This is a genomic window from Providencia sp. PROV119 (genome assembly GCF_028482435.1).
GTDB classification, from domain to species: domain Bacteria; phylum Pseudomonadota; class Gammaproteobacteria; order Enterobacterales; family Enterobacteriaceae; genus Providencia; species Providencia stuartii.
In genome coordinates this window covers 31,898-46,447 of record NZ_JAMPQL010000010.1, presented here as the reverse complement: position 1 = coordinate 46,447, position 14,550 = coordinate 31,898, and the positions used below count along the sequence as shown (strand labels likewise).

The following is a 14,550-nucleotide window of genomic DNA, read 5'->3' as shown; positions in this document are numbered from 1 at the left end:
GAAAATAGCCTCAGCTTTTGAGCGAATTTTCCCGCTCTAATTTTGCGACCATCTTCTTCAGAGCATGTGATACTGCAATAAAACCAAAACTTGCTGTCACCATCGTTGCCGCCCCAAAGCCTGAAGCGCAATCCATTCTTTTAGAGCCGTCAGCGGTACTTTTAGCCGCACAGACGGAGCCATCACTTTGCGGATAAACTAATTGCTCTGTTGAAAATACGCAGTCTATGCCTAATTTACCTTTGCTATTTTTAACAACATTAAAATCGGATTTCAGGCGCTCACGTAATTTTGCGGCAAGGGGATCTTGGATCGTTTTCGCTAAGTCTGTTACTTGGATCTGAGTTGGGTCGATTTGCCCTCCTGCGCCCCCTGTCGTTACAACGGGGACTTTATAACGCCGACAGTAAGCCAACAGAGCCGCCTTCGGCCTGACACTATCGATGGCATCAATAACATAATCAAACCCCGTAGAGAGCAGCTCAGCCACATTATCTACGCTCACAAAATCATCCACGATATTCACAACGCATTCAGGATTTATTTCTAAAATCCGTGCTTTCATGACTTCAACTTTTGGCTGACCCACTGTGGATTTAAGTGCATGTAACTGACGATTGGTATTAGTGATACAGATATCATCCATATCAATCAGGGTAATCTGCCCTATTCCCGTCCGTGCGAGTGCTTCCGCAGCCCAAACGCCGACACCCCCAATCCCAATAACACAAATATGAGAACGAGCAAAAAGTGATAGCGCTTGCTGTCCATAAAGACGTCCGATCCCAGCAAAACGCTGCATCCAAGCATCTGAAAGCTTAGTTTGCATAGTAAATAGTAACCTTAATAACTACATATGACCGAAAAGTGGCTGGCTCTTTTTCAACACCCACACTCTTCCGTAATGATTATAAAAACCGGCCATTCTACCTGCTTCATGACCTGTTCCATGATAGATATCGAAATGATGTCCTTTAATTGCACCACCAACATCTAGGGCAATCATCATACGCATTTCATAGCGTCCCGTAAATTTCCCTGCATTATCAAGTACAGGTATTTCTGCTAATAGCGCTGTGCCTGGCGGAATAAGTGTTTTATCCGATGCGACTGATGCTTTAGCAATTAACGGTACTGCACTAGCGCCTCTGACAGGAACAAATGATTGTGGTTTGAAGAAAACAAAGGAAGCATTTTGTTCGAGTAATTCGCGCACTTCTTGTTCGCTATGGCTATTCGCCCAATCGTGGATCGCTTGCAGTGACATTTTCTCTAACGGCACTTCACCACGATCGACAAGCACTTTACCTATGCTCTTATAAGCATGCCCATTTTTCCCCGCATAACCAAAGAAATTCAGCGGGCTACCATCACCAAAATCCACATAGCCGCTACCTTGAACTTCCATCATAAAGTTATCCATGGCGGAGTTACTGTAGGCTAGAATGAGTTTATCGCTTAAAGCACCATTGTATATCGCGGCTCGGCTGGGGAGGCGTTTTTTCCCTTTAGGTGGCATTGCATAAAGTGGGTGCTGAAATTCCCCCTGTTTGGTACGGCGAGCTTGGATAACCGGCGTGTAATACCCAGTAAATTGTACGTTACCATAATTATCCACCCCTTCCATTTGAAAGGCGGTTAAGTTGAAACTCGCCAGTTTTTTAGGATCTCCCCCTGCAACTAGCCAGTTTTCAATCGCATGATAGGTATCATTGTTACCTTGAAACAAACGCGGTGACGCATTCTTGATTTCATTAACTTGCCGATAAAAATCTTGTGAATTGATTGGGCGCCCTTGAACATTTACTTGGCTTACTTGCTGAAGATCTTGCTTTAAACGTCCATCTTTATACTGCTGCCCTTGATCTGTCGGGTGAGATTGACAGCCAACAAGTAAAGATACAAACGCACCTGCTACACACCATTTTTGCCATAATTTCATGTTATATCGCCCACTCCAATCCAATATGAAGCGCACAATAGCAAACCCACATAAAGAATGAAACGGCTAAAAATACTTACTCTCCTATCGCCGTACAAATTGTGGACTTATTACTGGTTATTATTTTTCCCCGCAATGGATAATTCACATTTATTTTTTATCATCGACTCTAAAAAAAGGATTTAGCCTATTGCCTGTTAATCAATCTCACCGCCCCATTAAAATGATTAATATTTAACCACTAAGTGTATATTTTGTTCTATCTATGCGGAAATTTGAAAAAAATACACAAAAAAACTTGCATCAGATCTCATCCCGAGTATAGTGCCCGCTATCGGACGCGGGGTGGAGCAGCTTGGTAGCTCGTCGGGCTCATAACCCGAAGGTCGTCGGTTCAAATCCGGCCCCCGCAACCAATCTTCAAATTAGTATCAAAAATATTTCAGGCGCGGGATGGAGCAGCCTGGTAGCTCGTCGGGCTCATAACCCGAAGGTCGTCGGTTCAAATCCGGCTCCCGCAACCAATATCCCCTGTTATATTTACCTCTTCAGTCGCGGGGTGGAGCAGCTTGGTAGCTCGTCGGGCTCATAACCCGAAGGTCGTTGGTTCAAATCCGGCCCCCGCAACCAATTCTTATTTTTCCTATTAAATCAATGCAATAATAAAAAAGGCAACTCACTTTTCAGCCAGTCACCTTTTCTAATTTATCGATTTTATTCTAGCGGCTAATTTCTAATCGCTAATTCGCCGCCATTACGAAAATAGGCTTTAATCCCTTGGAAGATAGATTCCGCCATCTGCTGCTGGAACTTCGCGGTTTTCAATTTACGCTCTTCTTCTAAGTTACTGATAAAGGCTGTTTCAACCAAGATTGAAGGGATCTCCGGCGCCTTCAATACCGCAAAGCCTGCCTGATCAACTTTATTTTTATGTAGCCGATTGACTTTGCCCATGCGCTTTAAAACCTCATCACCAAATTTGAGGCTGTCATTAATGGTTGCTGTTTGCACTAAATCAAGCATGGTATGGTCAAGGTAAACATCACCACTTTTGCTCACCCCACCAATTAAGTCAGCCTCGTTCTGTGTCTGAGCGAGGTAACGAGCGGTATTACTGGTGGCACCTTTAGTCGATAAGGCAAACACAGATGAACCGTGAGCTGAGCGATTGGTAAAGGCATCAGCGTGAATCGAAACAAACAAGTCTGCCTGCATTTTTCGAGCCTTAGCGACCCTAACCTTCAATGGAATAAATACATCCTCGTTACGAGTCATATAGGCACGCATTTTGGGATCTTTATCGATTAACGCTTTCAAACGGCGAGCGATTTGTAAAACCACATCTTTTTCTCGCGTTTTGTATTTCCCCATTGCGCCGGGATCTTCCCCCCCATGCCCTGGGTCAATCATAATAATAATGGGGCGATCTCGACCTGCTTTACCCGGTTTCTTCGCCTGAGCAGGCATTTTCTCTTCTAAATCGCCTTTATTATAATCTTCCAATAAGGCAAGCAATGGATCGTCCGATGTTTCTACCCCTTTACCCGGATAGAAATCTAACACCAAACGGTTTTTAAATTCAGCAACGGGCGCGATAGTAAAAATCTGTGGGCTGACTTTATTTTTGACTTCAAAAACAAGACGCACTGTTTTTGGATCAAACTGCCCGACCCGTACTAATTTTAAATGCGGGTCGCGAGATTGGATTTGAGTTCCCATCTGCTTCAGAATGTTGTTCAGCTGTACCCCTTCCAAATCGATAACGATGCGTTCAGGGTTATGCAGTACCAACTGGCGATATTTTAATGGAGCACTCGATTCTAGCGTCACGCGCGTATAACTTGATGCAGGCCAGATACGTACTGCGATCACATTTGTATTCGCAGCAAAGCCAAATGGGCTGACACTAAGCAACATAACCGCTGCCGCTCCTTGTAAAAGGCGGCGTTTAGATGGACAGTGATCTGGGTGACTCATCAATAATTCCGAACCTAAAACTGAATATCAGGTGATTTTAGAACAAAAGCCAAATAGAGGCCAGAAACATAAACTCTAGCGAATCATTCGCATACTGTCATCAAGAATACACATTTAAATATAGAGATATGTAAACCCAAATAATAAAAATGTTACAAGTCTTATCCTATATTTTGCTTGATATTTATCGCTAAAAAGAATAAAAATACATTAATAGCGAATAAAAATTCAGTTAAGAGGGTGGTTATGAAAGAGCGCAGCACCGAATTGGTAGATGAGTTTCGCCATTCGGTTCCTTATATCAATGCCCACCGCGGCAAAACATTTATTATTATGCTTGGTGGAGAAGCAATTGCGCATGAGAATTTTCCGAGTATTGTCAATGATATAGGATTATTACATAGTCTTGGTATCCGCATTATCGTAGTTTACGGCGCTCGCCCTCAAATCGAAGATATTTTAGCCGAGCATAATTATGAGGCTGTTTATCATAAACATACCCGCGTAACGGATGCGAATACACTTGAATACGTTAAGCAAGCCTCTGGTGCCTTATTACTTGATATTACGGCTCGTTTATCGATGAGTCTGAGTAACACACCTTTACAAGGCGCTCATATTAGCGTTGTCAGCGGTAACTTTGTGATCGCGCAACCACTCGGTGTGGATGATGGCGTTGATTACTGCCATAGCGGGCGTATCCGCCGCATTGATGAAGATGCTATCAATAAACAACTGGATAATGGCTCTATCGTACTTATTGGTCCGGTTGCCGTGTCTGTTACTGGTGAAAGTTTTAATCTCACTTCTGAGGAAATAGCCACTCAACTCGCAGTGAAAATGAAGGCTGAAAAGTTAATCGGCTTTTGTTCTTCACAAGGAGTCGCTGATAAAGATGGCAATATTTTATCAGAATTATTCCCCGATGAAGCCGAAGATAGGATCCAAGAGCTGGAATCCGAAGGGGATTATTATTCAGGTACTGTGCGCTTTTTACGTGGTGCGGCGAAAGCTTGCCGCCGCGGTGTTCGTCGCAGCCATTTATTAAGTTATCAAGAAGATGGCTCGCTAATCCAAGAGCTCTTTTCGCGCGATGGCATTGGTACGCAAATTGTCATGGAAAGCGCCGAACAAATCCGTCGTGCTAATATTAATGATATCGGCGGTATTCTTGAGTTAATTCGCCCTCTTGAGCAGCAAGGCATCCTTGTAAGACGTTCACGGGAGCAACTTGAGATGGAAATCGATAAATTTACGATCATTGAACGAGATAACTTAGTGATTGCTTGTGCGGCTCTCTACCCTTACCCCGAAGAAAAACTGGGGGAAATGGCTTGTGTCGCCGTGCATCCTGACTACCGTAGCTCTTCGCGGGGAGAAGAACTTTTACATCGAGTTTCCCTACAGGCTAAGCAATTAGGGTTAGCAAAGCTATTTGTTTTAACCACACGTAGTATTCATTGGTTCCAAGAAAGGGGCTTTATTCCCGCAGAGATTGAGATGTTGCCATTGAAAAAACAGGCGCTATATAACTACCAACGCCGTTCTAAAATTTTGATGCTAGATTTACATGCAAAAGCCGATAAATAGGCTTTTGCTCGACTAACCTGACAATTTACTTACTGTCAGGTTAGTCAATCAACCTAAGCGATTTGTACCACTCTTGATTTTTGGCATAGCGGTATGCTATCGATTAAAGGTTGTAGCAGTGATGACATTTCGGCAAATGATGCGCCATAGAAATAGAATGCTGTTTCTGTAGGGCCTTCCCACACACCATGGATCGCACCAATATCTTCTACAGCCTCATCTAATTTATCGAAAATATCGTTAATATCGCTATTTTCATAAACTTCGTCGGGCAAATCAGTACCATTTAAATAAAGGGCTAACCCTTCTTCATCACCAAATTCAATCACAGTGTCTTCACCATGAATAACTAAACGTGATCCTTTCGGCGCCAACATGGATGAAAACAATTGAATAATTAAGCTGATATTTTCATCATTCGCCTCTGCAACAGATAACTCAATATCACACTCATCAATTTCACCATTGTCTGAAAGTAACGTGCCACCACCTGTCACATGAATATCTTTTTCCATACTTTGCATAACATGCATAAAGGCATCTTCTAAGTCTGCACGTCTTTCTGGCTGAATTCTCGCTTTAAGCGTGACTGTTATTGCCGTCGTTGTTGGCTGGGTATCCATATTATTACCTTTTGCATTTAAGTCTAATTATGTAGCCAAGGCTACTACGTTTATTTTACATTCATGAGCTGTATTGCTAAGCCACTACGTCGTTTCGTCGGTGTCTCAATGGCACGGCGTAAAATCTTAATCGTGCAATACAAAGAAAGTTCTTTTTTGGCGCGAGTTATTGCAGTATACACAAGCTCTCGAGTGACGACTGGTGAATATACCTTCGGTAGTACTAAGGCGGTATGAGCAAACTCTGAACCTTGTGATTTATGTACAGTCATTGCATATGCTGTTTCATGTAAAGGCAACCGATTAGGTTGGATCCCCTTAATTGAGCCATCGGGATACTGAAAATAAGCTCTAAGTGCCCCTTCTTCATCAGGCAGGATTATCCCTATATCGCCATTAAATAGCCCTAATGGACTATCATTTCGGCTGATCATAATTGGCCTACCTGCATAATGTTTATTTATTTGGTTTAATGGCCGATGAATAAGCCCCTGCCGATGAAGCAGTTTTTCTAATTTTTCGTTTATCCCTGTTACACCATAGGGGCCATCTCTCAAAGCTGTCAACAAACGAAATTGATTAAATTTAAATAAAATCTCAGCCGGATCCTGTCTAGCTTTTACTGATAGAAGATAATCTTGATAGAAATTAGATGCTGCTATCAACATCTGTGCATAATCATCCTCACTTTCTTGTAAATAAGTATGCACGTCATTTAATGTGCTGTTTAATAACTTTTCAGCACGCTTGGTATCTCCATCATTAACCGCAAAAGCAAGCTGCCCGATACCCGAAGAAGCCGAAAAACGGTAACTTTTACGCAGTAGGCAGAGGCTATCTCTGATCAAAGGGCCTGTATTTGATGTAAAGTGATCGAGTGCGTATCCTGTCAGTTGAGCCAATTCTTGGGCACGTTGAGGGCTATATCCTTGATCCGCAAATTGGCAAATATCTCCAAGTACAGCCCCCGCTTCGACGGATGCTAATTGATCTTTATCCCCTAAAAAGATCAATTTGGCATTTACTGGCAAGGCTTCGATTAATTTACCCATCATGGGTAAATCCACCATGGAAGCCTCGTCAACAATCAAAATATCCAGTGTTAATAAATTATCACGGTGATAGCGGAATTGCTGGCTTTCAGGTTGTGCCCCTAATAGCCTATGCAGTGTTTTTGCCTGATTAGGCAACATATGTCGCTCTTCATCGGTCAATGACAAGCCATCGAGTGCTGCCCCCAACGACTCTGTTAAACGTGCCGCAGCTTTACCTGTCGGCGCTGCTAATTCAATTTGAATACGTTGTTTATTCTCTACAGCCAATTTAACCAATGCCGCTAAAATTCGAGCAACTGTGGTTGTTTTCCCCGTGCCAGGCCCCCCTGAAATCACGGAAACTCGGCTAGTGACAGCCACTGCGGCAGCTATTTTTTGCCAGTCAATTTCATCACTTTGCGGGAAAAGAGCGTCTAATATTCCTTTAATGCGCAGAGCATCATATTGAGGTAGTCCGGTGTGTGAAAAGTAGTCTGAAACACTTTGCTCATATTGCCATAGCCGCTGAAAATATAAAAACTCCCCCGATAACACCAAGGGGGATAATTCACTTTCCCCCGCTAGGCAGACAAAAGGGGCATTTTTAACTAGGTGATAAATGGTTTCTGGATCAGGTGTACCTATTGCGTGCCAAAATTCGTCTGCAAGTTCAGGATGGCGCCCTGCAAACAGTTTTTCCTGACTGAAATCAGATAATGACAAGCAGACATGCCCCGCCATCGTCTCAGCACTCAATAATGCGGTAAGCAGTAATAATGTTGGGTTTTGCTCTTGTGTAATGTTATAAGCAAACTGGATATCAAGGGGAGTGAATAATCGCGCTTCGAGCGCTTTATTAAACAGCGCTTTCATCATGGCTCACTTCCCTCTTGTGCGTTACGAAATAGTTGGTCCAGTTCGTCGATAAATGCCTTTTCTGGCCGATAATAAAAAATACCATTTTTTGACTCTGCCCGATCAATGCCACGAAGAAAGAGGTAATAGACGCCACCAAAATGAACATCATACTGATAGTTAGGTAACCGCTGTTTAAGGTAACGATGCAGCGCTAATGAATATAATTGATATTGAAGATCATAACGGTGGTCAATCATCGCTTCAGCCATCGCAGATTGCGTATAGCTAGCCGCATCATCACCGAGGTAATTTGATTTATAATCAAGGAGATAAAATTTCCCCTTCCATAAAAACGTTAAATCGATAAACCCTTTTAAAATACCTTGTACTTTTTCAAAATTAAGCGGAGGGCAAGCCGCAGATAGCGGATCATATCGATGAGTAATGCGATCAACATCTTCAGCTTGAAGCAAGTTATCAATAGGAAGATAAAACTGTAGTTCATCTAACATATCTTGAGGCGCTAATGCAGACAAGCATAAACCATCATCTGCCAGTGGCGCATCCACAATAGCCGCCAGCCATGCCTGTAACATGTCAGCCCATTTGGTATCAAACCCTGCTCCTTGCAATTTCTCAACTAACCATTCAAGGGGGATCTCTTGTGAAAAGTCCATTTCTTCCATAAGTTCATGAAGAAAAGTTCCCGGTGCAGTTCCGCGGGGAAACAGATGTGGTGTCAACGTAAATTCATCGATTTCTGGTAAAGTGGCATCTAAGCTAGCTTCCACATCTATTTTAGGTGCCAGTGAGGTCGCAAGCTGCTCAGCACTTATCGCTTGCTCATTACCACTGCCACTATGACCACTGCTATAGCTCAACCCTGAATAACTGGTTACTCTCCAATGGTAGTCAAAGAAGCGAGTAATATCCCTAGCTGACAATGACTCATTATCATCTTGATCAAAAGACATTGAGATAGATTCTGTATACTCAATGCGCTCCACACTAATCGCTGTACCGGCAAGCTCTGCTAATCCTTTATTGAGTAAGCTAAAATCCCCTGCTTCTCCCTTTTGAATTAAATACCCCAAAGCAGATAAGTGTAGGTCGGTTTCACCACTTTTCTTGCGGTTACCTTTAATTATTGGCGCAATACCAACACTACAATGATAGATTGCACGTGTTAAGGCAACATAGAGTAGCCGTAAGTCTTCCGCCAAACGCTCTTCATCCGCAAGCGCAACGTTCTCTTCACTATCATCTAAGTCTAAATGAGTGCCGTAATTCTCCCTGTCATGGTACAGCGCCTTTGATTGTGGTAAAAAATTACTCGCAAATGGCAGCCAAACAATCTTGTATTCAAGGCCTTTTGATTTGTGGATGGTACTGATTTGAACTAGGTGTTTATCACTTTCTAAACGCATTTGCTGTGCGTTCGATTGATGATCAGGATGAGCAATTTGCTGTGTTAACCAACGCACTAATGTGTGCTCTCCTTCTAATTGAAGAGACATCTCTTGAAGCAGTTCACCAATATGCATCAAATCCATTAAACGACGTTCACCTTCCACGGCAGAAAGCAATGATTCTGCAATATGGCGCTCCGCCATCAGAACCCGAAGCATCGGCAGAACCCCGCGCTTACGCCAAATTAGCGCGTATTGAGAAAACTCATCCACCAGCGCTTCCCATGCCTTTTCATCGTAATTTAGCGCATCAATCTCTTTGGCGTTTAGCCCTAAAGTTCCCGTTGCTAGTGCACTACGTAAAATACGCTCTTTTTCTGGCGACAGTACCGCTTGTAAAATCCATAAAAGGTCACGCGCTTCTTGGGTCGCAAAAACACTTTCTCTATTCGATAGGAAGACAGATGGGATACCCAACTGATTGAGCGCATCACGGATCAGTGTTGCTTCACGTCGGCTTCTCACCAAGACTGTAATATCAGCCGCAGAAACCGGATGTTGTTTTCCATCACTATGCTGAAATAAGCTTGTTCCCTCAGCTCCCCCTTGTAACCATTGACTGATCTGTGCGGCGCATTGTGATGCCATTGTTTGCTCATAATCAGCAATAGAAACCGCTTCTGCATCAATTTGCCAAAATGTTAGCGCTTTTACTGCTTGACCATGATGCTTTAATATCTTGCCCGCATTTTTGGCTGCAAAGTTGACAGGGTTAAATGGGATCTGCTCAAAAATAAAAGGTTTTTCGCAATGGCTAAAAATACGGTTAACAGCTTCAACCATTTGCTCGGAGGAGCGATGGTTAGTTTCTAGTGTATAGTGAGCACTAACCTGCTTTTTCGCTGCAATGTAAGTAAAAATATCAGCGCCGCGAAACGCATAAATAGCTTGTTTAGGGTCACCAATAAATAACAATGCACTATTTTCAACCTCATGATAAATCCGCTGAAAAATACGATATTGTTGAGGGTCGGTATCCTGAAACTCATCAATCATCGCAACAGGGAAACGCTGGCTAATGGCTTTAGCTAAGTAATCTCCGCCCTGCTTTTTTAATGCGTTATCTAAGCGAGTGAGCAAATCATCAAACCCCATCTCGCCTCTACTGTGTTTTTCTCGGGCAATGTTTTGCCTAACTTCTGTTATGGCAACGGGAATAATCAGATCTTTAATGGTTAGGGATTGCGAAAGAAGTTCATCAATGAGCGCGAATACCTCGTGCTCAGGGCCTGAGCCACTTTTCGATTTATCATGTAAGGCAGCTTGCGAAAACCGAATAATTTCTTTTGGCAGTTGGTAATCTTGTGTCTCTTCCTCTGCCCAGCGTGCCATTTTATCTAACCAGCTCGGTAAAAAGCGCGAGCTATAACTACGTTTATCAACATCCGAGCTAACAATCCGTTTTTCAATCTCAGAGCACCCTGCTAGCCATAAAGACTTCACTTGAGTAATGAGTTCGATTAAACGCTGGTGACGCTCTTCAAAGGTTTCTTTATTTGGCGTTTCATTAACTATGTATGGCATATCACCTTGTAAAAAAGGCTTAATATCCGCCAGTAGTGCTTCCGGACTATTCCATTGTGACAAAACAACTTTTGCCATTGAATAATCGAGTGGATAGAAATGACGCCGCCAAAAATCAGCACAAGCTTGCTTTTGAATCGGAAGTTCATCTTGGATCATCGTCTGTTCAAATAAAACGCCTGATTCAAAAGCATTGTGAACTAACATTCTCTGACAAAAGCCATGAATGGTATAAATCGCAGCTTCATCCATTTGACGCTCAGCGGTAAGTAACCAATTTATGGCAAACTCACGTTGCTCTGGTGTTGGAATTTGCGAGAGTAGCTCTAAATATTCCGGCTCTTTTTCGAAACCGACCCCATCACGGATACAAGCAAGGCGCATTTTATGAATTCGCTCACGTATACGCCCTCGTAATTCATTAGTTGCGGCTTCTGTAAATGTCACTACGAGAATTTCTTCAACTGTAAGAGGTCGGGGGAAAGCATTCTCCCCCCCTAACCCTAATAGTAAACGCAGATAGAGTATCCCTATCGTATAGGTTTTGCCTGTACCCGCAGAGGCTTCAATTAACCGTTGGCCTTGTAATGGTAACGAAAAAGCATCTAACAATTGGGAACTTATCTGCATTTTACTCACTTCGCATCTTCCTTAACTGGCAAGATTTTTTGAAATTCTGACGCATTCGGATAGAACACCCAGCCTTTTAGTGGTGCATATCCTGTTTTTTCATTGACATCTTGACCAATAACTTGAGATGCCAACGCTAACCCTTGACGTTTCATCACCGCTTTTTGGTAGTACTCAATCACTTGCTGCTGAGTCACTTTCTCAAATAACGCGAGTACTTTCTCTCGGGTATCGAACGTAAAAATATTGCGGTTAAAGTCTGAAGAATAACGTCCAACCTCTTCATAGAAAGTTTGTGGAGGTTGTTTCATTTCAGTAATAATCGATTGTTTATACTGTTCAAACTCTTGGGCTGGTAGTTTGTTCAGCTTATCGAGTGCAACTTGATAAAACTCTTGGTAACGAGAGTTCAAGTAGTCCGGTGTTTTTGCGTTACTTTGCAATAAGAAACCAATTCCCCACTGGTCACCTAACCCAACTTTGAAAGCAAAAACCGCATACCCAAGTTGCTCATTTGTTCTTAGTTGATCGTAAAACCAAGGCTGAATGATATTAGACAGAAGGCCAGACAATACCGCCCCTTCAATACGGCTGTAACCTTCAGGGATAAATATCTCTGCCAAAGCGTTATCTGTACTTTGAGCTTGGTGATGGAAATCCGCTAAATATAGTTTATCAACAACGACGATATCACCACGCCACCAATTTGTTCCTTTGCTCTTAAGTAACTTTTGGGCATCTTGGATCACTTTCACGCTTTGTTTATCGGTTAAATTACCAATAACCATCGCCTGTAGCGCTGCACTATCCACAACTTTGCTACGATAATCTGTAATATCTTTTAGCGAAATGCTATCAAGCACTGATAACCGTTCTTCTTGCTCAAAATAAGGTACGGTATCGATACGACGCAGTGGTTGCATCGCTAATTCATAAGCTTTGGCATTATTAGCAACTTTAATTTGCTCCTGATACCAAGATTTCGCCTGAGCCAGTTCCCTTTCGGTAGGTTCAAAGCTGACATAAAGCTTGGTCATTGATAAAAACAACTCAGGTAAATGCTGTGTATAACCACTCGCATTAAACTGTAAGCCAAGTCCTTGGGAAACAGAAACAGACATCCCAGCAACGGATGCTTGGTATTGCAATTCATCCATTTTTAAAGAAGCGATATATTGCAGTAACGCGCCTGTCACTTGCGATTTAGCATCCTGCATCCCCTCTTTCGTTCTAAGAGATAAATTAATTGTTGCCTTCGGTTCGTCCGCGAAATATTGGCTAGGCATATAGAGCACTCGAGTGTTATCTGTTTGATAGATAAGCTCTGGGTGCTTATATGTCTTATCAACCTTAATTAATGACAAGTTATCAGGAATGTATGGGTTTAATTCAGGCAATCTAAATTTCATTTTAGATTCCAATTTATCCCATTGTGCTAACTGCTTTTCTGTAATTTTATCAACCTGATAAGGTGCATTCACAAAGTAAGCTTTTTTGTTATGAGGCTCATCCGGGCTAATAAACCAAATCCTCGCATCTTTTGCCGTTAATTCAGATAGACGAGCCTTAATGGCAGCAGGATCATACTTGTCAGCAATATAATCTGAGTCCAGTACATGCTTCACTGGTACATTGATCATTTGGTCTGATAACCACTCAATGTAATTCATATCTCTGACAATGGAGCCATAACGAAAAGAGAGATTCAGTACATTGGCAATTTCTTCAAAATAATTTTTATTAATACCGTCTTTTTTCAGTAAATCGATATAAGAGAAAACAGCCGCAATAATCTGATCGCGCTCTGCTAACCCTTTATCGGTTAACGTAATATAAATTGAGAAAACACCATCATTGCGATCTGCATTTGGTGTTGATGACGCACTGATCCCTTCGGCAAGCCCTTGAGATATTAACCAATCAGCAAGCGTACCTGGGCTGCGATTCCCAATTAGGTAACCAATATACTCATCACTTTTACTACGAAAGTCAGCCATATTGTTTTTTATGCTAAACTCAAGCTGAATTGCTTTTTGTGGCTGAGCGGGAACATAGTGAATGATGATCCCCTTTTCGTTATCTGTAACGGCTGGCACATCTGTCGATGGTGCAGTGACTTGACGATCTGGGATGCGTCCAAAGGTTTCTGCTGCTATTTTTGCCAATGACTCTATAGACTGGTCGCCATAAAGCACACCATTCATCAAATTTGCAGAGTAGTATTGCTTATAAAAACCCACCAGCTCTGCTTGTAATTTACTGTTCGGTTTATCTTGTAGCGTCTCTAAGTTCCCACCGGAAAAACGTGAGTTCGGATGCTGAGGATTTAACGTTTCCGAACGAACCTGCCATAACCGCATGCCATCACGGGAGCGCGCCATCGTCAGTTCAGCATTGACCGCATTACGCTCTCTGTCTGCATTAGTTGGGTCGAGCAATGGATCTGCCAATGCATCAGCCAATCGATCGGTTGCTTGTTGAAGTGCACTATTTTCAACTTCCAAATAATAAGCAGTACGATGAGCGGCAGTACTTGCATTATGACTACCACCGTGTTTTTGCAAAAACTCAGACAAACTGCTTGGTTCTGGATATTTTTTAGATCCCATCAACACCATGTGTTCTAAATAGTGCGCTAACCCCAATTGACTATCTGGATTTTCTAGACTTCCAACAGGAATGGATACCGCCGCTAATGACTTTGTCGCTTTAGGATCGGACACCAATAGAACAACCATGCCATTATTTAACTTGATGGCTTGATAAGTTCTTGGGTCATTTTCACTCTTATTGATAGTCTCAGGTAAAACTTGCCAAAGGGGTTGTGCGGCTACCGCTCCCCCCCAAGCCACTAAGGCCAACAACAAGAAAAATTGAGCGATACTTTTGGATAAACGTAGCAT

Annotated in this window: 8 protein-coding genes and 3 tRNA genes; 4 read left to right on the top strand and 7 right to left on the bottom strand. The window is 42.5% G+C overall.

The window, feature by feature from the left end; translation table 11 throughout:
• Positions 1–10 precede the first annotated feature (10 nt).
• Both tcdA and mltA read right to left on the bottom strand, forming a co-directional pair.
• Positions 11–829, bottom strand: a complete 819-nt coding sequence (gene tcdA / locus PSF11_RS10595; RefSeq protein WP_004924919.1) for a tRNA cyclic N6-threonylcarbamoyladenosine(37) synthase TcdA — start codon at positions 827–829, stop codon at positions 11–13.
• Positions 830–850: 21 nt separating this feature from the next.
• The gene (gene mltA / locus PSF11_RS10590; protein ID WP_004924922.1) at positions 851–1,942 is read right to left on the bottom strand and encodes a murein transglycosylase A; all 1,092 of its coding nucleotides are present in this window, start codon (positions 1,940–1,942) and stop codon (positions 851–853) included.
• A gap of 339 nt (positions 1,943–2,281) precedes the next feature.
• Here mltA and PSF11_RS10585 point away from each other — a divergent pair.
• The 3 genes from PSF11_RS10585 (at position 2,282) to PSF11_RS10575 (ending at position 2,572) form a co-directional block, all read left to right on the top strand.
• Positions 2,282–2,358: transfer RNA gene (locus PSF11_RS10585), tRNA-Met, on the top strand.
• 31 nt (positions 2,359–2,389) lie between these two features.
• Positions 2,390–2,466: transfer RNA gene (locus PSF11_RS10580), tRNA-Met, on the top strand.
• 29 nt (positions 2,467–2,495) lie between these two features.
• Positions 2,496–2,572: transfer RNA gene (locus tag PSF11_RS10575), tRNA-Met, on the top strand.
• Between the two features lie 96 nt (positions 2,573–2,668).
• Here PSF11_RS10575 and amiC read toward each other — a convergent pair.
• A complete protein-coding gene (gene amiC, locus PSF11_RS10570; RefSeq protein WP_014657669.1) occupies positions 2,669–3,919 on the bottom strand; it encodes an N-acetylmuramoyl-L-alanine amidase AmiC in 1,251 nt (416 codons plus the stop codon).
• A 246-nt stretch (positions 3,920–4,165) separates the two neighbouring features.
• On the opposite strand from amiC, the gene argA reads away from it, so the two are divergent.
• Entirely contained in the window at positions 4,166–5,509 is a 1,344-nt protein-coding gene (argA, locus tag PSF11_RS10565) for an amino-acid N-acetyltransferase (protein ID WP_014657668.1), read from the top strand.
• Positions 5,510–5,562: 53 nt separating this feature from the next.
• On the opposite strand, the gene PSF11_RS10560 is transcribed toward argA, so the two are convergent.
• From PSF11_RS10560 to ptrA, 4 genes are read right to left on the bottom strand one after another with little or no spacing between them, the layout of a single operon-like run.
• Positions 5,563–6,132, bottom strand: a complete 570-nt coding sequence (locus PSF11_RS10560) for a hypothetical protein (RefSeq protein ID WP_053110613.1) — start codon at positions 6,130–6,132, stop codon at positions 5,563–5,565.
• A 50-nt stretch (positions 6,133–6,182) separates the two neighbouring features.
• Positions 6,183–8,039 (bottom strand): exodeoxyribonuclease V subunit alpha, encoded by a 1,857-nt coding sequence (gene recD, locus PSF11_RS10555; protein WP_181795791.1) that lies wholly within the window; start codon positions 8,037–8,039, stop codon positions 6,183–6,185.
• A complete protein-coding gene (recB, locus tag PSF11_RS10550; RefSeq protein WP_154610304.1) occupies positions 8,039–11,647 on the bottom strand; it encodes an exodeoxyribonuclease V subunit beta in 3,609 nt (1,202 codons plus the stop codon). Before recB ends, recD begins: the two co-directional genes overlap by 1 nt.
• Positions 11,648–11,652: 5 nt before the next feature.
• On the bottom strand, positions 11,653–14,550 hold the full coding sequence (gene ptrA, locus PSF11_RS10545) for a pitrilysin (RefSeq protein WP_272682790.1): 2,898 nt from the start codon (positions 14,548–14,550) through the stop codon (positions 11,653–11,655).